A 19,540-nucleotide genomic window follows, 5' to 3' on the forward strand; every position below is an offset into this window, starting at 1 on the left:
GTGGCGGCGGGGCCTCGGGCGGGCTCGGTTCCTCGGCCCCGCATGTGTCGCGCTGGCTGGGGGACATCCGCATCTACTTCCCCAGCTCCGTCGTGCAGGTCATGCAGCGCGACGCCATCGACCGGCTCGGGCTCTCCGCGCTGCTGCTGGAGCCGGAGATGCTGGAGGCCGTCGAGCCGGACGTGCACCTGGTCGGCACCCTGCTGTCGCTCAACAAGGCGATGCCGGAGACCAGCAGGGAGACCGCGCGTGCCGTGGTGCGCAAGGTGGTCGCCGAGCTGGAGAAGCGGCTCGCCTCCAGGACCCGCTCCACCCTCACCGGCGCGCTCGACCGCTCGGCGAAGGTCAACCGCCCCCGGCACCGTGACATCGACTGGGACCGCACGATCCGCGCCAACCTGAAGAACTATCTGCCCGAGCACGGCACGATCGTTCCCGAGCGGCTGATCGGATACGGGCGGGCGGCGCAGGCCGTCAAGAAGGACGTCATCCTCTGCATCGACCAGTCCGGCTCGATGGCGTCCTCCGTGGTCTATGCCTCGGTCTTCGGCGCGGTGCTGGCGTCCATGCGGACGCTGAACACCCGGCTGGTCGTCTTCGACACCAGCGTGGTGGACCTGACGGACGACCTGGACGACCCCGTCGATGTGCTCTTCGGTACGCAGCTGGGCGGCGGCACCGACATCAACCGGGCACTGGCCTACTGCCAGTCCCGGATCAGCCGCCCGGCCGAGACGGTCGTCGTACTGATCAGCGACCTGTACGAGGGCGGGATACGGCAGGAGATGCTGAAGCGGGTGGCCGCGATGAAGGCGGCCGGTGTTCAGTTCGTCACCCTCCTCGCCCTGTCCGACGAGGGCGCGCCCTCCTACGACCGCGACCACGCAGCCGCGCTCGGCGCACTGGGCGCCCCCGCATTCGCCTGCACCCCCGACCACTTCCCGGAGGTGATGGCAGCGGCGATCGAAAAACGCCCTCTGCCGGTCCCGGACTGAGCTCCCTCCGGCACGGCAGGGAGGGCGCGCCCTCATCGGAAAGTGACCGACCGCGCTGTGACCGTTGTCACCGCGTATGTGTGAGGTGCGATTTAGGCAGCACACGCACGCAGGGCTAACCTGCAAGGCGGACATGCCGCGCGACCCGTGGACGCCGCGGCCCTGCGGCACGCCCACGCTGACAACGACCGCGAGACCACTGATTAAGGGGACGGACGCGCGTGGACCTGTTCGAGTACCAGGCGAAGGATCTCTTCGCCAAGCATGACGTACCGGTGCTGGCCGGTGAAGTCATCGAGACACCTGAGGCGGCGCGCGAGCTGACCGAGCGGCTCGGCGGCCGGGCGGTCGTCAAGGCGCAGGTCAAGACCGGCGGCCGCGGCAAGGCCGGTGGCGTCAAGCTGGCCTCCGACCCGGCGGACGCGGTCGAGAAGGCCGGCCAGATCCTGGGCATGGACATCAAGGGCCACACGGTCCACAAGGTGATGCTTGCCGAGACCGCGGACATCCAGGAGGAGTACTACGTCTCCTTCCTGCTGGACCGCACCAACCGCACCTTCCTGGCCATGGCCTCCGTCGAGGGCGGCGTGGAGATCGAGGAGGTCGCGGCCACCAAGCCCGAGGCGCTGGCCAAGATCCCGGTGGACGCCATCGAGGGCGTGACCGAGGCGAAGGCACGCGAGATCGCCGAGGCCGCGAAGTTCCCGGCCGAGCTGGTCGACCAGATCAGCAATGTGCTGGTCAAGCTGTGGGACGTGTTCGTCAAGGAGGACGCCCTCCTCGTCGAGGTGAACCCGCTGGTCAAGACCGCCGACGGCAAGGTCATCGCGCTGGACGGCAAGGTTTCGCTGGACGCCAACGCCGACTTCCGGCAGCCCGAGCACGAGGCGCTGGAGGACAAGGCGGCGGCCAACCCGCTGGAGGCCGCGGCCAAGGCCAAGAACCTCAACTACGTCAAGCTGGACGGCCAGGTCGGCATCATCGGCAACGGCGCGGGCCTGGTCATGTCCACCCTCGACGTCGTGGCGTACGCGGGCGAGGCGCACAACAACGTCAAGCCCGCCAACTTCCTCGACATCGGTGGCGGCGCCTCCGCCGAGGTGATGGCCAACGGCCTGGAGATCATCCTCGGCGACCCCGACGTCAAGTCGGTCTTCGTGAACGTCTTCGGCGGCATCACCGCCTGCGACGCGGTCGCCAACGGCATCGTGCAGGCGCTCGAGCTGCTCAAGTCCAAGGGCGAGGACGTCAACAAGCCGCTGGTCGTCCGCCTCGACGGCAACAACGCCGAGCTGGGCCGCAAGATCCTGACCGACGCAGCGCACCCGCTCGTGCAGCAGGTGGACACCATGGACGGCGCGGCCGACAAGGCCGCCGAGCTGGCCGCCAAGTAAGCCCGGACGAGACCGAACGAGGACACCGACACACCATGGCTATCTTCCTCACCAAGGAGAGCAAGGTCATCGTCCAGGGGATGACCGGCTCGGAGGGCCAGAAGCACACCAAGCGGATGCTGGCCTCCGGCACCAACATCGTCGGCGGTGTGAACCCCCGCAAGGCGGGCACGACCGTTGACTTCGACGGCACCGAGGTGCCCGTCTTCGGCGGCGTCAAGGAGGCCATGGAGGCCACCGGCGCCGACGTCACCGTGATCTTCGTCCCGCCGAAGTTCACCAAGGACGCCGTCATCGAGGCGGTCGACGCGGGCATCGGCCTCGCCGTCGTGATCACCGAGGGCATCGCCGTCCACGACACCGCCTACTTCTGGGACTACGCCACCCAGAAGGGCAACAAGACGCGGATCGTCGGCCCGAACTGCCCGGGTCTGATCACCCCCGGCCAGTCCAACGCGGGCATCATCCCGTCCGACATCACCAAGCCCGGCCGGATCGGCCTGGTCTCCAAGTCGGGCACGCTGACGTACCAGATGATGTACGAGCTGCGTGACATCGGCTTCTCGACCTGCGTCGGCATCGGCGGCGACCCGGTCATCGGCACCACGCACATCGACGCCCTCAAGGCGTTCGAGGCCGACCCGGACACCGACCTGATCGTCATGATCGGCGAGATCGGCGGTGACGCCGAGGAGCGCGCGGCCGACTTCATCAAGGAGAACATGACCAAGCCGGTCGTCGGCTACGTCGCGGGCTTCACCGCTCCGGAGGGCAAGACCATGGGCCACGCGGGCGCCATCGTCTCCGGCTCCTCCGGCACGGCCCAGGCGAAGAAGGAGGCCCTGGAGGCCGCGGGCGTGAAGGTCGGCAAGACCCCGTCCGAGACCGCGCGGCTCGCACGGGAGCGTCTGAGCGCCTGAGTGCCTCAGCGTCTCAGCGTCTCAGCGTCTGAGTGGCTGAGTGGCTCAGCGTCCGAGTGCCTGGGTGCCTCAGCGTCTGAGTGCCTGAGCGTGCGCCTGGCACATCCGGGCAATGGGCCCGCACCTTCCGGGGTGCGGGCCCGTCAGCTTTCGGGGACTGGGGCGGCGGCTCTCCCGGATCTCCCAGCGCTCCCGGCTCTGTCGGATCTCCCGGCTCTGTCGGCGTCCTGCCGGTGGAAGTCGTGCGGGTGAACGCGCTCGTTGGTGGAGCGGAGCTGGGGCAGGTACGCCTGGCCCGGTCCGCCGGCCGGCCCCCGATGAGCGCGTCCGGCCCCCTTCGCATCACTCGTACGAGTTGTGCCCGTCCCCATGTCCGCCGCAGTGCTCGGGCCCGGCCTGCCCGGCAGCGCCAGTCCGCCCGGCAGCGTGACCGGCGCGAACGTCCGTGGCGGCGGCGTACGGACAACGGGCTTCTCCGGCGGAGGACCACCACCGGTTTCCGTCGTCAACAGCGTGAACGCCGTCGCCGCCGTCACCGCGGCCGTCAGGCCGATCGAGGCGCGGGTCCACAGACGCGTCGTACGCAGACTGCCCCGCCGCACCAGCCGGGGCGGCACAGGGTGTACGGGCTGCGCGGCGGCCAGCTCGCGCAGCGTGCGCGCCAGTACGGAGCCGCGCTGCCACCTCGGCGTCCGTGCCAGCGGTGGCCAGCACTCCTCGAGCGCCGCGCGGCCGTGCGTGACCCGCCCGGCCGCCGCCTCCGTGCTGCACTCCACCTCGGCAGCCGTCTCGGGCAACGTCAGCCCGAGTCCGTAGTGCAGCAGCAGCGCGGCGCGGTAGCTGCGCGGCAGTCCCAGGAACGCCTCCAGCACCGCCCGGTCCGTCGGCCTTCCCGGATACGCCCGGGGAGTGCGGCGCCCCGGATGGAACTGATGCCAGGGGGAGAGCGCGTAATCGTATGCCGCCGCCCGCACCGTGCGCGTCGGCTCCCCGGCCGCCAGCACCTTCGGCCAGTGCTGCCACGCCTGGTGGAACGCCCAGCGCACGGACCGTTCGGCGATCCGGCGGTGGCCGCACAGCAGAAACGCCTGCCGGGTCAGTGCCCGTGCCTGCCACAGGTACAGCTCGTCGAACGCCGCGACCGGATCGTCCGGCAGCCCGCCGCGCGGCCTGGCCGACCGTACGAAGTCCGCCACCGGGTCCGGCGCCGTCGTCACCACCTCGACCCGCGGCTCAGGCTCACTCCGCGGCGCAGGTGCCGACGCCTTTTGCGGCCAGACCGGCTCGGAATGCTGCCCGCTCGGCGGCGTCGGCGTCTCGCTCCGCGGGGTCGGTGTGAGGGGCGCATGGCTATCACCGTCACCACTGAGCTCGCCCGGTGCCGCGGCCTCGGCTGCTTCCGGCGGGGCGGGGGTGGCGAGCGCGGCGGGTGTTGTGGGTGGTGCCGCCTGGGCCTCCGGCTCCGCTTCGGCGTCCGGCTCCGCGTGGGCTTCCGGCTCCGCCCGTCCGTCGGGCTCCACCTGTCCGTCCGGCTCCGCAAGCTCGCCGAGGGGGTCCTGTTCCAGCGGTTCTGTCTGGGCCGGCGCGGTCTCCTCGAGGGCTGGCCACTTCATCGCGGCGGAGGACTTCCCCTGCTGCCGGCCCCTCTTCCCCCTCGTCCCCTTCTTCGCGCGCGCCGCGGGAGACCCGGTGACCGTCGAGGGAGCGGCGGCTTCGTCGGAGGGTGTTTCGGATGCTCCTGGGGTACGGCGCTGCGCCGTGTTCGCGGCCGCATCAGCAGAGGCGGAAGAAAGGTGCATGACTCTTAGCTTGTGCGACACAGCGACAAAATGCTTGCTACTGGGGCAAAACGGGTGTTCTTGGCAGCATGGCGCTGTGAGCCAAGTGACGCACCGCGGTCCGTCGTTGTCCTCGGGCCGTGGCCACCCCAGCCCCCTGCCCCTCACCAGCGGCTGGCTGCTTGGCGGCGCCGTGGCCGCCGGGCTCGGGCTCGGCGCGTTCGCGGTCGTCGTCCTGCTGCTGTGGACCGTCTCCCCGTACCCCGACAGCGGCGCGGGCGGAGCCCTGCGCATGGCTGCGGACCTGTGGTTGCTGGCGCACGGCGCGCATCTGGTACGGCACGAAACACTGTCCGGGTCGCCTGTACCCGTGGGGGTGACGCCGTTGCTGCTGACGGCGGTACCCGTGTGGCTGCTGTGGCGTGCCACGCGTGAAGGGCTGGATGCGCGCCTGTCGGCGGGCGACGGCGGGGACGAGTACGGGGCGCTCGCGGTCGCGGGGTGGGTCTCGGGCGGCTACCTCCTCACCACCGCCGCCGCTGTCGCCTACGCGTCCGGCAGTCCGATCGAGGCGGAACCTGTCAGCACCGTCTTGCGGCTGCCACTGTTCGTCGTCGTCGTGAGTGGCCTCTGTGCGGCCTACTACGCGCACCGCCCCTTCGCCGCGACCGCCTGGCAGGAGCTCTCCGCCCGGCTACCGGCGGCTCTCCGGGTGCGCGTCCAAGGGCTCCGCCGGCACATCACCCGGGAGCGCGCGGTGGTTGCCGTGCAAGCCGGCGGCGCTGCCGCAGTGGTCCTCTGCGCCGGGGGCGCGGCGCTGCTCGCGAGCGCCCTCCTGTGGAACGTACGTGCCGTCTTCGATGCGTTTCCGGGGCTCACCGGCAACGCCTCCGGCCAGTTCGCAGTGCTGTTGCTCACAGTCGCGCTGCTGCCGAACGCGGTGCTGTGGGCAACCTCGTACGGACTGGGGCCCGGTTTCACGCTGGGCGCTGCCGTCGTCGGGCCCCTCGACACCGCGGCGCCGCCCCGGTTGCCGCCGTTCCCACTGTTGTCCGCCGTACCGGCGGAGGGGGCGGGCGGCGCTGCGGAGTGGTGTCTGGCGGGTCTCGTCCCCCTGTTGGGCGGCCTGATGTGCGGCTGGTGGGTGGGCCGCTCCAGGGTGGCCGTCGGTACGGAGCGTCCCCGCGAGACCGTCGGGTGGCGTGCCGTCGTCGTGACCGTGCCACTTGCCGCGGTGCTGTGCGGCACCGTCCTGGCGCTGCTGGCGGCCTGCGCGAGCGGCCCGCTCGGCAACCGGGCCCTCGCGCACCTGGGCCCCTATTGGTGGCAGACCGGTGGCGCTGCGTGCGGCTGGATGATCGTCGTCGGGCTGCCCACCGCGCTGTGGATCCGGTGGTGGACGCGGTACAGCGCGCGCAGGGCGGCCGCCGCTGCGGACCGGGAGGCGGACGCAGCGGCACAGGCTGCCGCGGGGCACGGCCCGGACGCCGCATGGCACACGGACGAGGCCCGCCGCGAGCGCTGGTCCGCGATGAAGGCCGCCTCCGGCGGGCTGATGCCCGCCTTCGTCCCCGAAGGCCCGCAATCCGTTTCCGGCCCGGCGCCGCAGCCCCAAAAAGAGTCCGAACCCGAACCGGAGCTCCGAACCGGAACCCTCACCGGAACGTGAACGAGCGCCCGACCCTTCTGCACCAACCCCCGGCCTCTCCCGCACCAACCCCCGGCGCCGCTCAGCGGTCTTCCAGGAACCACCGCAATTCGTGGGGCAGGTGCCGTTTGCAGTCGTCGCGGGAGGACTGGGTCAGCGCGTCGTTCTGGCAGGCGAAGAAGTCGCTGTACACGAACTGGAACGTGAACGTCGCGGCCACGAGCGCCAGCGTCACGCTCGCGGTGACCAGTCCGCTGACGGCGGCTGTCCGCTTGGCCTTGTCCGCCTGCGCCGGGGTCACGGTGAGGGGGATCGGCGGTCGGCCACCGGTGCCTTCCGCACCCGCTGCCGCTCCGTCCCGCTCCGTGCCGCGCGACGTACCCGCTACGTCCTCCGCGGTCGCGCCCACTCCCCGATGTCCGCGTCTGTCGTGTTTGCCCGCTTTGTCGCTCTTGCTCCGCGCGGACTTGGGCCCCTTGCCGCGCAACGCGCTGATGCCCCAGTACATCGAGAGTGCTCCCAGCAGCAGGGCGATCTGCGGCACGCTCAGCAGGGCGAAGAAGAGGCTCCAGATACCGGCGTGCAAGGAGTAGCGGGCGTGCCGTTGGAGCGGGTCGGTGGGATCCCAGCGCATACCACGTGTGCCGCCGGGCCCTGCCGGTCCGCCGGGACCGCCCGGCCCACTGGGGCCCTGACCGCCGCCCGGTCCGCCACCGCTGTGGCCACCGTTGCCGCCGCCCGCGTCTCCCGGTCCGCCGCCGAATCCGCCGCCCTGCCGCCCCGGTTGCCGACTGCTCCACTGGCTGCCCCACGCCGACGGCTGCTGCTCGCCGTCCGGTGAACCGGAGTCGCCGCCTTCCCCGTCCCCGGACCCGTTTCCGCTTCCGCTTCCGTTTCCGCTTCCGCTTTCCGATCCGCCGTCGCCGGACCCCCCAGTTCCCGATCCCCCAGTTCCCGACCCCCCGGTTTCCGACGCCCCAGAAGAGTCAGCGGGGCCAGAAGGTCCGGACGCCCAGGACATCCGCGGCTCCCACGGCTGGTCCGGCTGCCCCTCCGGCGGTGGCGCGAAGGGGTTGTCCTCGCGGGAGGTGCTGTCGGATGCGGCCGCACGGCGGCGTCGGTCGGTCATCTGGTGTGTGTCTTCCTCGTCGCTTCCGCGTCGCTTCCACGGCCCTGCGGCCCCCGAGCCCCCGCGGGAACCCAAGGAGACCGTGTCACTGACGCTACCTTCCGCATGCGCCCCCGTCCCGTGGGGGCCGTGCCCGGTGCCGGTATCGTTGCCGACGGTCGGACGCTTCGTAGAGTTCCCCGGAATCATCGGGTCCACGTACTTGTACGACCACACAATTCCGTCTCCCCGCGAGAGAGAGCCCCCGTCGTGGACGCGCAGTCCTTCCGTCCCGTCGCCCCCGTGCGTCTCGTCGTCCTGGTGTCCGGTTCCGGTACGAACCTTCAGGCGCTGATCGACGCCGCGGCCGACCCCGCCGTCGACACCCCGTACGAGATCGTCGCCGTCGGGGCCGACCGGAGCGGCATCGAGGGGCTGGCGCGGGCCGAGCGGGCCGGGATCCCCACGTTCGTGTGCCGCGTCAGGGACCACGACAGCCGCGAGGAGTGGGACGAAGCGCTCGCCGAGGCCACCGCGGCCCACGAGCCCGATCTCGTGGTCTCCGCAGGTTTCATGAAGGTGGTCGGCAGCCGCTTTCTGGCACGTTTCGGCGGGCGGTTCCTCAACACCCACCCCGCACTGCTCCCCAGCTTTCCCGGCGCCCACGGCGTACGCGACGCGCTCGCGTACGGCGCGAAGGTGACCGGGTGCACCGTCCATTTCGTCGACGACGGCGTCGACACCGGACCCGTCATCGCGCAGCGCGCCGTCGAGGTCCTGGACGAGGACTACTCCGACGAGGGTGCCGCTCTGCACGAGCGGATCAAGGAAGTCGAGCGACGGCTGCTCGTCGAGGTCGTGACGCGCATCGCCCGGCACGGCTACACCCTCGAGGGGCCGAACATGAGAAGGGTACGACTGGGTCATGAGTGAGAGTGCTGCGCTGGGCGCCAAGCGGCCGATCCGCCGCGCGCTGGTCAGTGTGTTCGACAAGACGGGGCTCGAGGAGCTGGCGCGGGGGCTGCACGCCGCCGGGGTGCAGCTCGTCTCGACCGGTTCGACGGCGAAGCGGATCGCGGACGCCGGGGTTCCGGTCACCCCCGTCGAGGAGCTGACCGGCTTCCCCGAGTGCCTGGACGGGCGGGTCAAGACGCTGCACCCGCGCGTCCACGCGGGCATCCTCGCCGACCAGCGGCTGGAGGCGCACCGCGAACAGCTGGGCGAGCTCGGTGTCGAGCCGTTCGAGCTGGTCGTCGTCAACCTCTACCCGTTCGCGGAGACCGTCGCCTCGGGCGCCTCCGACGACGAGTGCGTGGAGCAGATCGACATCGGCGGCCCCTCGATGGTGCGTGCTGCGGCCAAGAACCACCCGTCCGTGGCGGTCGTCGTCAATCCGGACCGCTACGGCGAGGTGCTGAAGGCTGTCGAGGAGGGCGGTTTCGACCTGGCGGCGCGCAAGCGGCTCGCGGGCGAGGCGTTCCAGCACACGGCGGCCTACGACGTGGCGGTGGCGGGCTGGTTCGCGACCTACGCCGAGCAGGCCGAGGCCACCGAGGCCGCTGAGACGGCCGCGGCCAAGGAGGAAGCCGCATCGTCGCAGTTCGCCGCCTTCCTCGGGGTCACGTACGAGCGCAAGAGCGTGCTGCGGTACGGCGAGAACCCGCACCAGCCCGCGGCGCTCTACACGGGCGGGGGTGGCGGTCTGGCCGAGGCCGAGCAGCTGCACGGCAAGGAGATGTCGTACAACAACTACGTCGACACCGACGCCGCGCGCCGCGCCGCCTATGACCACACCGACCCGTGCGTCGCGGTCATCAAGCACACCAACCCCTGCGGTATCGCGGTGGGCGCCGACGTCGCCGAAGCACACCGCAAGGCGCACGCCTGTGACCCGCTGTCCGCGTACGGCGGCGTGATCGCCGTCAACCGGCCGGTCTCGGCGGCGATGGCGGAACAGGTCGCGGAGATCTTCACCGAGGTCATCGTCGCGCCCGACTACGAGGACGGGGCGCTGGAAGCCCTCTCCCGCAAGAAGAACATCCGCGTGCTGCGCTGCCCCGAGGCGCCGACCACGCCGGCCGAGTTCCGGCCCATCGACGGCGGCGGACTCGCCCAGGTCAAGGACACCTTCCAGGCGGCGGGCGACGATCCGGCCAACTGGACCCTGGCAGCCGGGGAGCCGCTTGACGCCGACGAGCTGGCCGAACTGGCCTTCGCCTGGCGGGCCTGCCGTGCGGTGAAGTCCAACGCGATCCTGCTCGGCAAGGACCGGGCGACCGTGGGCGTCGGCATGGGACAGGTCAACCGCGTCGACTCGGCCCGGCTCGCCGTCCAGCGGGCCGGCGAGGAGCGGGCGCGCGGGTCGTACGCGGCCTCCGACGCGTACTTCCCCTTCCCCGACGGGCTGGAGGTGCTGGCCGAGGCAGGCGTGCGTGCCGTCGTCCAGCCGGGCGGCTCGGTTCGCGACGAGCTGTCCGTAGAGGCCGCCAACAAGGCGGGCATGACGATGTACCTCACCGGGACGCGGCACTTCTTCCACTGAGCGCTGCGCAACGCCGGTACGGCGCACGGGAACGGGCCCCTCACATGAACCGTGAGGGGCCCGTTCCCGTCTCTGTTCGCGCCGGGCCGTCTGTCAGTGCTGCGGCCGGTTGAACCACTGACTGGCCGCGCTCGTCGAGCAGAAGACGATGGTCAGCACGGTGACCGCCAGGTACAGGAGGTAGAAGAAGACACCTCCGGTGGCCTCGGCTCCGTCGGAAGTGTCCACGGACAGGAAGGCGAAGAAGCCGATGACGGGCACCAGACTGTTCAGCGAGCCGGCGACGACAGCGGTGATGCGCGTACCGGAACGGCCCCTGCCGAACAGGCACGCAGGCACTATGTGCAGTGCTGCCATGCCTGCGTACAGCAGGAAGAGCAACAGCATGATGCCCAGCGCCGAACCCGCCCCGGGGCCCAGCCCGCCGGGCAGGGCGACAGCACCGCCCGCCGTGAGCGCGATCAGCGTCCCGAGCGCGGTGAGCGTCCACAGCGCCCCGGCGAAGAACAGGAACACCCGTGCGGTGATGACCTGACCCGGCATCTTCACGACCGACTGCATCGGGCCGCCGGGACCGCCCGGATACATCGGCATGCCGCCCGGGTAGCCGCCGTATCCGGGCTGCCCCGGGCCCTGCTGCGGGTAGCCGTAAGGGCCGGCAGGGGCGCCCTGCTGGGGGGTGGCGTACGGATTGTTCGGCTGCTGGCCGGGGGGCGGGGGGTAGCTCACGAGCGGTTTCCTCCGACGGTGTTGAGGAGCGGACGGGGCCGAATGACTCCGGAGCCTCACGGCCTGCTCGTCAGCAATGTCGCTTCCCCCGGTACGGCGCCGCACCGTCGGCCCTCCTGCACTGCCCGACGCCGCTCCACAATGGTGCTGGTCCCCCTGTCGGCCTGTCCAGCCAGGTTTTCCGACTGTGGTGAACTCGCAACCCCCAGGTCAGCGCCCTGCGCTTGCCCGTCACGCGTCAGCTGTTGCGCACAATCTCACACCAACTGTCCGTCCAGTACGGCGAGATGGCCCTCCTGTACGAGGTCGAACCGCAACGCGAACCGCACCAGCGCTTCGCGCACCGTCCCGGGATCGTCCGGTGTGCGCAGCCGCAGCTTCAGCCGCAGGTAGTCGAGGTTCCAGGTGACCGCGGCCGGAGTGACGTCCGGCCATACGGGGCGCAGCCGCTGCGTCAGCTCCGCGACGTCCGGCACCGGGGCAGCCGCCGCGGCGTCGCCGGCCCGCAGACTGGCCTCGCACAGCGCCGCCAGGACGAGGAAGTAATGACAGGTGTGGTCGAGGGGGTAGGGGCGCGGAAACGGGTCGAAGCTCCAGTCCTCCGCGTCGCGCGCGCCGTCGTCGGCGAGCACCGCCCCGCCGACCGCGCCCCCGCTCACCGGTCCACCAATGAGTGAACCGCCCGGCGTCAGATAGTCGTGGCGCGGCGCCAGTACGTCGAAGCCGCAGCCGGGTCTGGACTCACCGAGTCCGGGCCCGCCGGGTCCGGACCCACCGGCGCACAGATGTACGCGTGCGAACTCGAAGGGAACCGGCGCGTCGGCGCGCCCGGGTGCGACCCTGATGTGCTCTCCCGCGCCCTCGGGATTCTCGACGATGTAGGTCTGGTCGCTGCTGAAGTTGGTCAGTATCCAGAAGGCACCGGTCGCCGTGATCTCCCCGGCCGCACACGCGACGGCGGGGTGGGAGATGGTCAGGCCGTTGCCTGCCGGTGCCGTCCGGCCGAAGCGCAGCGTGTGGCCCGGCTCCAGCCGGTGCTGCTCCTCGGGTCCCCGGCACCCGTCCGGGACGATGATCACGCTGAACACGCCCGGCACGCTACTGACTCTCCGTTGCCGTGCACAACGGAGCGTAGGGGTAGCAGAGAGGCACATGAACGGACCTTTGCCGTCCCGTTGCAAAGGCGACGCCACGCGGGTGACCCGGCTCGCACAGCAGGCGGAGCGGATCGCACAGCAGCACCCTCCGCCACGTCGCGGCAGCACGTCGCGGCAGCACGTCGGGTGGTGTCGCGGCAGCACGTCGGGTGGTCAGGAGCGGGCCGGAAGAGGACCTGTGCGGACCTGAGTGGAGAGCAGAGGCCCGGATCCGCGAGGATGGGCGTATGACCGCCCAGATTCTCGATGGCAAGGCCACCGCCGCCGCGATCAAGTCCGACCTCACCGCGCGAGTCGAGGCGCTCAAGGCGAAGGGCGTCACGCCCGGCCTGGGCACACTGCTCGTCGGCGAGGACGTCGGCTCCCAGAAGTACGTCGCAGGCAAGCACCGCGACAGTCAGCAGATCGGTATCAACTCCATCCAGCGGGAGCTGCCCGCCACAGCGACGCAGGAGGAGATCGAGGCGGTCGTCCGCGAGCTGAACGAGGACCCGGCCTGCACCGGTTACATCGTCCAGCTGCCGCTCCCGAAGGGCATCGACGTCAACCGCGTGCTGGAGCTGATGGACCCGGCCAAGGACGCCGACGGCCTCCACCCGACCAACCTGGGCCGACTTGTCCTCAACAAGCCCGCGCCGCTGCCGTGCACCCCGCAGGGCATGGTCGTACTGCTGCGCCGCTACGGCATCGAGCTGAACGGCGCGCATGTGGTGGTCGTCGGGCGCGGTGTGACGGCGGGCCGCCCGCTGCCGCTGCTGCTGACCCGGCGCAGCGAGAACGCCACAGTCACGCAGTGCCACACCGGTACCCGTGATCTGCCCGAGATGCTGCGTCAGGCGGACATCGTCGTCGCTGCTGCAGGAGTGCCGCACCTGATCAAGCCGGAGGACGTACGGCCGGGCGCCGCCGTGCTGGACGTGGGCGTCAGCCGCGACGAGAACGGCAAGATCGTGGGCGATGTGCACCCGGGCGTAGCCGAGGTCGCCGGCTGGATCTCCCCCAATCCGGGCGGCGTCGGGCCGATGACGCGGGCGCAGCTGCTGGTGAACGTGGTGGAGGCGGCCGAGGCGGCGGCCCACTGAGCGCGGTCAGGAGGAATGCCGTCATGGACGAGGACGACCGGACCGTCCCGGACAGCGGCGACGGCAACCGGAACGGTGACAAGGGCGGTGCCAACGCCGGTGCCAACGGCGGTGACAAGGGCGGTGACGTGAAAGGGGACGCAGCAGTGGCTGCACCGGAGGCGGCCTCGCCGAGCACGGGCAAGGTGTCGCGGCGGTTCCCGGTCCTGACCAGGGACACCGCACGGCCCGAGGGCGGCGGCCGCGCGATAGGAGGGCACCGTCCTGCCCCGTATCGCCAGTGGCCGCTGCTGGCCGTGTGCGCCGGGGTACTGCTGGGTCTGCTGGTGACGGTCGCCGAGTTCCGGGCCGGGACCATCATCGTCGGCCTGTCGCTGCTGGGCGGCGCGGTGCTGCGCTGGTGGAAGCCGTCGGTCGGCATGCTGGCGGTACGCTCGCGCTTCACCGACATGATCACCTATGGCGTGCTCGGCTTCGCCATCGTGCTGCTGGCCATGATGGCGCAGCCCAAACCGTGGATCTCGTTGCCGTTCCTGGACACCATCGTGCACTTCACGGTGCGCTGAGCTTCGGCTGGTGGACGGTTGCCGCCCCACTGCTGCGCTGCCGCCGTACAACTGCTGTCCGGCGTTGCAGCAGTGCCGCGAAAGGTGACGGGCGGTCACCCGGGGGACGTGACGGTTGGCGTCCGGACGGGCTGGCAGACTAGAAGGCGTTTGCGCGGACGAGCACCCGAGGCCGTGGCGCGACACGGGGGAAGGGAAAACTGAGAGCGCACTCGCGGACAAGGGGGAGGCAATGCCTCGTTGGAGGTCGCTACCGGAGGATCTGGATCCGCAGATACGGGAGTTCGCGAGCCAGCTGCGGCGGCTCGTCGACCGCAGTGGCCTGAGCGTCGCCACCATCGCCGACCGGACCGGCTACAGCAAGTCGTCTTGGGAGCGCTATCTGAACGGCCGTCTGCTGCCGCCGCGCGGGGCGACACAGGCACTCGCCGAGGTGACCGGTACCGATGTGCGCCATCTCGGCACCATGTGGGAGCTGGCCGAACGGGCGTGGAGCCGCAGCGAGATGCGGCACGACACGACTCTGGAGGCCATCCAGATCGCTCAGGCACGTGCCGCGCTGAACGAGCCCGGGGAAGCGCGCGAGAAGGGGCGCAGACGGCGCAAGGGCAGAACCGCCCCTGATGACGAAGCCGCGCCTGCCAGCGGGGCACCTACTGGCAGTGCCCCTACTGGCGGTGCCCCTACTGGTGGTGGAGCTACTGGCGGAGCACTTATTGGCGGCACACCTGCTGCCGAACCACCTGTCGGCGGCGCGCCTGAGGCCGGGTCAACAGACGGCGACGTACCGCCCAAGGGCAGCACACCGCCGCAAGGCTCCCCGGAGAGCGGGGACGTCGGGACGGCCATCCTGCGCAAGGACGCCATCCGCGCGGCGGGCAACAGCGCAAGCCGGCGTGAACGACGCCACCAGTCCGATGCCACCGACTGGTCGGCGGCCACCCGTTCCACCACGGGCAGCAGCACCCTCCCTGGGCGTGCACCGGCCGCCCAAGGAACCCCAGCCGCCCAGGCAACTCCGGCCGCCCAAGCAGCTCCAGCCACCCAAGCAGCCCCAGCCGCCCAGGCAGCACCGGCAGCTCCGCACAGCGGCGCACCGCAGACCGCCCCCTCGGTCTCCGTGCCGCCGCCCGAAGTGCCGGGCGGTGATGACCGTACGGGGAAGACTCCGGGCGGCCGTCGCAAGGTCACCGTGCTGTTGGCGTCCCTGGTGGCCGTACTGGTCGTCGCAGCAGGCGCAGTGCTCTTCTTCGACCTCGGCGGCAGCAAGGACGACTCCGCGGGACCGGAGCCGAGCCCCAGCCGGAAGACCTCTCCACAGCTGCCCGCCGGGGTGAAATGTTCCGGCAAGGAGTGCTCGGGCAAGGACCCGGAAGCCATGGGCTGCGGCGGCAAACACGCGGGCACCAGCAGCTCCGCATGGGTCGGCACCAGCTTCGTCGAAGTCCGCTACAGCAAGGTCTGCAAGGCGTCCTGGGCCCGGATCACCAGGGCCAGGACGGGCGACGCGCTGCGTATCACCGGGCCGGGCGGCCAGGAGGAGAGCGACAAGGTGCGGACGACGAACGACGCCTACACCCCGATGGTCTCCGTGGGGAAGCAGGACGAGGCGCGCGCCTGTGCAACGCTCGCGGCGGGCGGCAAAGGGTGCACCGTTCCCGGGAAGAAGGCGCGGTGAGCGGACCCGGGGGTGTGGCGGGTCCGGGGTCGGATAGCCTGACCGATGGGTCTCTTGACGTAGAGAGACTTCCGGCCACCCGCCAGCCACGTCAGGTACTACGGAGAACGCCATGACCCGCACTCCCGTCAGCCCCGTCAACGTCACCGTCACCGGCGCCGCAGGCCAGATCGGCTACGCGCTGCTGTTTCGTATCGCCTCCGGCCAGCTGCTGGGCGCCGACGTACCGGTCAGGCTCCGCCTGCTGGAGATCACCCCGGCCCTGAAGGCCGCCGAGGGCACCGCCATGGAGCTGGACGACTGCGCCTTCCCGCTGCTCCAGGGCATCGAGATCACCGACGACCCGAACGTCGCCTTCGACGGCGCCAACGTCGCGCTGCTCGTCGGCGCCCGGCCGCGCACCAAGGGCATGGAGCGCGGCGACCTGCTGGAGGCCAACGGCGGCATCTTCAAGCCGCAGGGCAAGGCCATCAACGACCACGCGGCGGACGACATCAAGGTCCTCGTCGTCGGCAACCCGGCCAACACCAACGCGCTGATCGCCCAGTCCGCCGCTCCGGACGTACCGGCCGAGCGGTTCACCGCCATGACCCGCCTCGACCACAACCGCGCGCTCACCCAGCTCGCGAAGAAGACCGGCACCTCCGTCGCCGACATCAAGAAGCTGACGATCTGGGGCAACCACTCCGCCACGCAGTACCCGGACATCTTCAACGCCGAGATCGGCGGCAAGAACGCCGCTCAGGTCGTCAACGACGAGAAGTGGCTGGCCGACGAGTTCATCCCGACCGTCGCCAAGCGTGGCGCGGCCATCATCGAGGCGCGCGGCGCCTCCTCGGCCGCCTCCGCCGCGAACGCCGCCATCGACCACGTGTACACCTGGGTCAACGGCACCCCCGAGGGCGACTGGGCCTCCATGGGCATCCCCTCGGACGGGTCCTACGGCGTGCCGGAGGGCATCATCTCCTCCTTCCCGGTGACCACGAAGGACGGCAAGTACGAGATCGTGCAGGGCCTGGAGATCAACGAGTTCTCCCGCACCCGCATCGACGCCTCCGTCAAGGAGCTGACCGACGAGCGGGACGCGGTCCGCGGTCTCGGCCTGGTCTGAGCCGACCGCCTTACGGCACGGCTGGCTGCAGTCACAGCGTTACGGCAATGGCCACAGTCATGGCCACGGCCACAGCCGCAGTCATGGGCACGGCCACGGCCACGAGGCTGACGCGCTGTTGCCACGTCGCCGCCACGCTGCCCCGAGGGCCCGTACGGATCCGGTGATCCGTACGGGCCCTCGGGCTTTTCGTACGCTGCCGCGAGGGGCTGCTGCCGGTCGGGCGACGCCGGGGGCGTCAGTCCTCCTCGCCGCCGTCCTCCTCGGCCATCGCGTCCTCGTACGCGCGCAGGGTGGTGACGACCAGGGCCCGTTCCGCGGGGGAGAGCTCGGTCAGCACCTGGCGCCAGGCGCCGGCCCCCCTGGCCAGCCAGCGCGAGATGGTGGGGCGGTGAGCCTCGGTGATGCTCACGATGCGGCGGCGCCGGTCGTTCTCGTCCTCCTGCCGCTCCAGCACGCCCTTCCGGCTCAGCTCGCCCACCAGCAGGCTGACCGTGGTGGGGGCGATGTCCAGGCGGGTGGCCAGCTCGTTGACGGTCATCGGGCCGTCGAAGAGGAGGAACGAGAGCAGGGACAGGTGGCGCGGAGCCAGCGCGAGGGCCTGCAGCTCCTCGGGCACCGGGATGCGTTTGACCCGTCCGACGATGCGCGGCATGAGCAGCAGCAGAGCGCGTACGGCGTCGTCCTCGGCCAGCTCCCTCTGCTGTCCCTGCTGTGCCTGTTGTTCCTGTTGTCTCTGCTGTCCCTCTGTGCCCTGGTGCCCCTTGATGACCTGTGGTCCCTCCTCCTTCTCCCGTCTCTCTCTGTGACCGTCCATTGACATGGCGGCGGGCCTCCATTAGCTTTGTGTTCAAAGATGTTTTGCGGTCAAAGATGAATTGCTGACGCGATAGTAGCCATTCGGCTCTTCACCTTGCCGATCGGAGGATTGCCATGCCGCACTTCGAGGTGCAGATTCACGAGGAAGCCCTGGGCGGGGAGGAATCGCCCGTAAGCGGACAGCTCATCAAGGAGCTGACGGAGGCGGCGCTGAAGGTGTATCCCGAGTCGTTCCGGAAGCTGGTCGGCGTCGAGATCTTCGGCGTACCGCGCGGGAGGTGGGGCGTAGGCGGAAAGGTGACGGACGAGCTGTGGCCGACCGTCACCCTGCGAACCCGGGAAGGGCTCTTCCACCACCCCGATTTGACCGAAGCGCCTGCCCAGCTGATATCCGCGATCACCGACGCCGTCGTCGCCGTGCTCGGAGAGAGCGTGCGGGAACGGGTGACGGTGCGGCTGGTGGGGGTTCCGGCAGGGCGCTCGGGCGTGGGCGGCGAGCCGGCCTGAGCAGGCGGCCCCGGCGCTCCTTGGGGCCAAGGGCCGGCTGGTTCCGGGAGGGGGCGCCCGGCCGTTCCCGCCCGCGGAGGCCGGGGGCGAGGGAGAGGGTCACCGTCAGGGAGAGAGCGGCGATCACGGTCATGGCAGTGGCGGGCGAGGTGCGTTCCGCGACGGCGCCGGCGAGCGCGGCGCCCACGCCCTGCATGGCCAGCATCCCGGAAGCGTGCAGTCCCAGTGCGTGACCGCTGAGTTCCTCCGGCGTCAGCTCCATCAACCGTTCCTGGAGCAGCAAGCTGGCCCCGAAACCGAAGGAAGCCAGCACCACCAGCCCCGCCGCCCACGGCAGCGGCGGGCGTAGCACGAAGAGGAGATAGGGGGAGGCCAGCAGCACGAGCATCGGTACGGCCAGCCGTTTCCGCCAACGACGAGGTACAAAGCGGCCGACGGTGGTGTCCCCGGCCAGCATGCCCACCGCTCCGCACGCGAAGAGGAGCCCGGCCTCGCGCGGGGCGAACGGCACGAACAGGGACTCGCAGCCGACCACCAGCCCGTTCGGCACCCACAGCCCCAGGTAGACAAAGCGGCGGGAAGGAGACGACCACAGCAGGGAGTTGCTCCGCCAGGTCCGGGCCACGGAAGGCCGGCCCGTGGCACGCGGCGGGCGGTGCCCCAGACCGAGGCGGGCGACGACCGCACCCGTCAAGTACAGCGCGGCTCCGGCCAGCAGGGTGCCGCGCGGGGAGAGAACAGCGACCAGCACGCCGCCGAGCGCGTAACCGCAGATCTGCATCAGACCGGAAGACATGTTGAGCACTGAGCGACCGAGGAGGTAGCCGTCCTTGGAGAGGATCTCGTTGAGGAGCCCATAGCGCACTCCACCCCCCAACGAGGCCAGCACACCGAGGACCAGCAGCACGGAGAACGCCGCCGGGACGGGCAGCCCTGGCACGGCCTGCACAGCGGTACCGAGCGCGAACGCCAGGGGCAGCGCGGTCATTGCGGTTCGCGGCGGCAGCCGGTCGGCGGCCGACAGCAGCGTCGTCGCCCCGATGAGCTGAGCCAGCGAGGGGCCGAACATGGCGAGGGAGGACAACAGGGGCGATCCGGTGGCGGTGTAGATGAGCGTGCCCAGTGCCAGCCCACTCACCGTATGGCCCGCCACCTGGAAGGTGCTGGCGAAGAAGAGAGGGGTGAACTCGGGCGCCCGGAAGAGCTCGCGGTATGTGCGCATGGCCGGGAGTCTCGGGCGGACGGAGATTGCCGGTTACTGTTTCGCGGCAGCGCGAAACGTTCGCGAGCGGGCAGCAGTCCGCGGGTGCACAGCAGGGGGTTGGAGGGCTGTTGGACAGGTGCTGATGGAGGGGATGAGCGACGGGGATGGGGTAGCGGTCCTGGCGGGTGAGTGGGCTGCCGTCGCCGGCGGGTTGGGGTTCTGGCCGTGGTTGTGGCCGTGGTTGTGGCAAGGGGAGTGGACCGGCGGTAGGGAAGCGGGGCGGTGCGGGCGCTGATTGGGGG

At 70.7% G+C, this 19,540-nt stretch carries 17 protein-coding genes; 11 read left to right on the forward strand and 6 right to left on the reverse strand.

Translation table 11 applies throughout. The features are described from left to right. The 3 genes from ITI46_RS24400 to sucD form a co-directional block, all read left to right on the forward strand. A partial coding sequence (locus ITI46_RS24400; RefSeq protein ID WP_209241880.1) for a VWA domain-containing protein occupies window positions 1-995 on the forward strand: 995 nt, incomplete at its 5' end. Window positions 996-1,216: 221 nt separating this feature from the next. After that, window positions 1,217-2,389 (forward strand): ADP-forming succinate--CoA ligase subunit beta, encoded by a 1,173-nt coding sequence (gene sucC, locus ITI46_RS24405; protein ID WP_209241881.1) that lies wholly within the window; start codon window positions 1,217-1,219, stop codon window positions 2,387-2,389. Between the two features lie 35 nt (window positions 2,390-2,424). Beyond that, window positions 2,425-3,309 (forward strand): succinate--CoA ligase subunit alpha, encoded by an 885-nt coding sequence (gene sucD, locus ITI46_RS24410; protein ID WP_209241882.1) that lies wholly within the window; start codon window positions 2,425-2,427, stop codon window positions 3,307-3,309. A gap of 143 nt (window positions 3,310-3,452) precedes the next feature. On the opposite strand, the gene ITI46_RS24415 is transcribed toward sucD, so the two are convergent. Further along, window positions 3,453-4,922, reverse strand: coding sequence for an RNA polymerase sigma factor (locus ITI46_RS24415; RefSeq protein WP_209241883.1), 1,470 nt, complete (start codon window positions 4,920-4,922; stop codon window positions 3,453-3,455). Between the two features lie 262 nt (window positions 4,923-5,184). Between ITI46_RS24415 and ITI46_RS24420 the strand changes: the two genes are divergently transcribed. Beyond that, a complete protein-coding gene (locus ITI46_RS24420; RefSeq protein ID WP_209241884.1) occupies window positions 5,185-6,756 on the forward strand; it encodes a cell division protein PerM in 1,572 nt (523 codons plus the stop codon). A gap of 61 nt (window positions 6,757-6,817) precedes the next feature. Here ITI46_RS24420 and ITI46_RS35865 read toward each other — a convergent pair whose 3' ends face one another. Continuing rightward, window positions 6,818-7,369, reverse strand: coding sequence for a hypothetical protein (locus ITI46_RS35865; protein ID WP_307808305.1), 552 nt, complete (start codon window positions 7,367-7,369; stop codon window positions 6,818-6,820). A 744-nt stretch (window positions 7,370-8,113) separates the two neighbouring features. Between ITI46_RS35865 and purN the strand changes: the two genes are divergently transcribed. Together purN and purH are read left to right on the forward strand one after the other, a co-directional pair. Next, window positions 8,114-8,776, forward strand: coding sequence for a phosphoribosylglycinamide formyltransferase (gene purN / locus ITI46_RS24430; protein WP_209241886.1), 663 nt, complete (start codon window positions 8,114-8,116; stop codon window positions 8,774-8,776). Beyond that, window positions 8,769-10,385 (forward strand): bifunctional phosphoribosylaminoimidazolecarboxamide formyltransferase/IMP cyclohydrolase, encoded by a 1,617-nt coding sequence (gene purH / locus ITI46_RS24435; RefSeq protein ID WP_209241887.1) that lies wholly within the window; start codon window positions 8,769-8,771, stop codon window positions 10,383-10,385. The genes purN and purH overlap by 8 nt, the downstream gene beginning before the upstream one ends. Window positions 10,386-10,478: 93 nt before the next feature. Here purH and ITI46_RS24440 read toward each other — a convergent pair whose 3' ends face one another. Together ITI46_RS24440 and ITI46_RS24445 are read right to left on the reverse strand one after the other, a co-directional pair. Then, window positions 10,479-11,114, reverse strand: coding sequence for a hypothetical protein (locus tag ITI46_RS24440; RefSeq protein ID WP_209241888.1), 636 nt, complete (start codon window positions 11,112-11,114; stop codon window positions 10,479-10,481). Window positions 11,115-11,371: 257 nt separating this feature from the next. Beyond that, complete coding sequence (locus ITI46_RS24445; protein ID WP_307808306.1) at window positions 11,372-12,202, reverse strand: hypothetical protein; 831 nt, start codon at window positions 12,200-12,202, stop codon at window positions 11,372-11,374. A gap of 296 nt (window positions 12,203-12,498) precedes the next feature. Between ITI46_RS24445 and ITI46_RS24450 the strand changes: the two genes are divergently transcribed. The 4 genes from ITI46_RS24450 (at window position 12,499) to ITI46_RS24465 (ending at window position 16,708) form a co-directional block, all read left to right on the forward strand. Further along, window positions 12,499-13,353 (forward strand): bifunctional methylenetetrahydrofolate dehydrogenase/methenyltetrahydrofolate cyclohydrolase, encoded by an 855-nt coding sequence (locus tag ITI46_RS24450; RefSeq protein ID WP_209241890.1) that lies wholly within the window; start codon window positions 12,499-12,501, stop codon window positions 13,351-13,353. Between the two features lie 23 nt (window positions 13,354-13,376). Beyond that, a complete protein-coding gene (locus ITI46_RS24455; protein ID WP_209241891.1) occupies window positions 13,377-13,919 on the forward strand; it encodes a DUF3017 domain-containing protein in 543 nt (180 codons plus the stop codon). A 232-nt stretch (window positions 13,920-14,151) separates the two neighbouring features. Then, window positions 14,152-15,597, forward strand: a complete 1,446-nt coding sequence (locus ITI46_RS24460; RefSeq protein WP_209241892.1) for an XRE family transcriptional regulator — start codon at window positions 14,152-14,154, stop codon at window positions 15,595-15,597. A gap of 112 nt (window positions 15,598-15,709) precedes the next feature. Continuing rightward, complete coding sequence (locus ITI46_RS24465; RefSeq protein WP_209241893.1) at window positions 15,710-16,708, forward strand: malate dehydrogenase; 999 nt, start codon at window positions 15,710-15,712, stop codon at window positions 16,706-16,708. A 238-nt stretch (window positions 16,709-16,946) separates the two neighbouring features. Here the strand turns inward: ITI46_RS24465 and ITI46_RS24470 are convergent, their stop codons facing one another. Continuing rightward, window positions 16,947-17,363, reverse strand: a complete 417-nt coding sequence (locus ITI46_RS24470; protein ID WP_209241896.1) for a MarR family winged helix-turn-helix transcriptional regulator — start codon at window positions 17,361-17,363, stop codon at window positions 16,947-16,949. A gap of 278 nt (window positions 17,364-17,641) precedes the next feature. Between ITI46_RS24470 and ITI46_RS24475 the strand changes: the two genes are divergently transcribed. Beyond that, on the forward strand, window positions 17,642-18,034 hold the full coding sequence (locus ITI46_RS24475) for a tautomerase family protein (protein ID WP_209241894.1): 393 nt from the start codon (window positions 17,642-17,644) through the stop codon (window positions 18,032-18,034). Here ITI46_RS24475 and ITI46_RS24480 read toward each other — a convergent pair. Continuing rightward, complete coding sequence (locus tag ITI46_RS24480) at window positions 17,925-19,256, reverse strand: MFS transporter (RefSeq protein WP_209241895.1); 1,332 nt, start codon at window positions 19,254-19,256, stop codon at window positions 17,925-17,927. The genes ITI46_RS24475 and ITI46_RS24480 overlap by 110 nt on opposite strands. Between the last annotated feature and the right edge of the window lie 284 nt (window positions 19,257-19,540).

Origin of the sequence: Streptomyces oryzae (assembly GCF_017676365.1) — a bacterium.
Classification (GTDB): domain Bacteria; phylum Actinomycetota; class Actinomycetes; order Streptomycetales; family Streptomycetaceae; genus Streptomyces; species Streptomyces oryzae.

What these genes read in the sequence shown, in the direction of transcription:
- sucD (WP_209241882.1), top strand. Translation starts at nt 2,425, where the DNA reads ATGGCTATCTTCCTCACCAAGGAGAGCAAGGTCATCGTCCAGGGGATG.
- ITI46_RS24415 (WP_209241883.1), bottom strand. Translation starts at nt 4,922, where the DNA reads ATGAAGTGGCCAGCCCTCGAGGAGACCGCGCCGGCCCAGACAGAACCG.
- ITI46_RS35865 (WP_307808305.1), bottom strand. Translation starts at nt 7,369, where the DNA reads ATGCGCTGGGATCCCACCGACCCGCTCCAACGGCACGCCCGCTACTCC.
- purH (WP_209241887.1), top strand. Translation starts at nt 8,769, where the DNA reads ATGAGTGAGAGTGCTGCGCTGGGCGCCAAGCGGCCGATCCGCCGCGCG.
- ITI46_RS24450 (WP_209241890.1), top strand. Translation starts at nt 12,499, where the DNA reads ATGACCGCCCAGATTCTCGATGGCAAGGCCACCGCCGCCGCGATCAAG.
- ITI46_RS24455 (WP_209241891.1), top strand. Translation starts at nt 13,377, where the DNA reads ATGGACGAGGACGACCGGACCGTCCCGGACAGCGGCGACGGCAACCGG.
- ITI46_RS24460 (WP_209241892.1), top strand. Translation starts at nt 14,152, where the DNA reads ATGCCTCGTTGGAGGTCGCTACCGGAGGATCTGGATCCGCAGATACGG.
- ITI46_RS24465 (WP_209241893.1), top strand. Translation starts at nt 15,710, where the DNA reads ATGACCCGCACTCCCGTCAGCCCCGTCAACGTCACCGTCACCGGCGCC.
- ITI46_RS24470 (WP_209241896.1), bottom strand. Translation starts at nt 17,363, where the DNA reads ATGCCGCGCATCGTCGGACGGGTCAAACGCATCCCGGTGCCCGAGGAG.
- ITI46_RS24475 (WP_209241894.1), top strand. Translation starts at nt 17,642, where the DNA reads ATGCCGCACTTCGAGGTGCAGATTCACGAGGAAGCCCTGGGCGGGGAG.
- ITI46_RS24480 (WP_209241895.1), bottom strand. Translation starts at nt 19,256, where the DNA reads ATGCGCACATACCGCGAGCTCTTCCGGGCGCCCGAGTTCACCCCTCTC.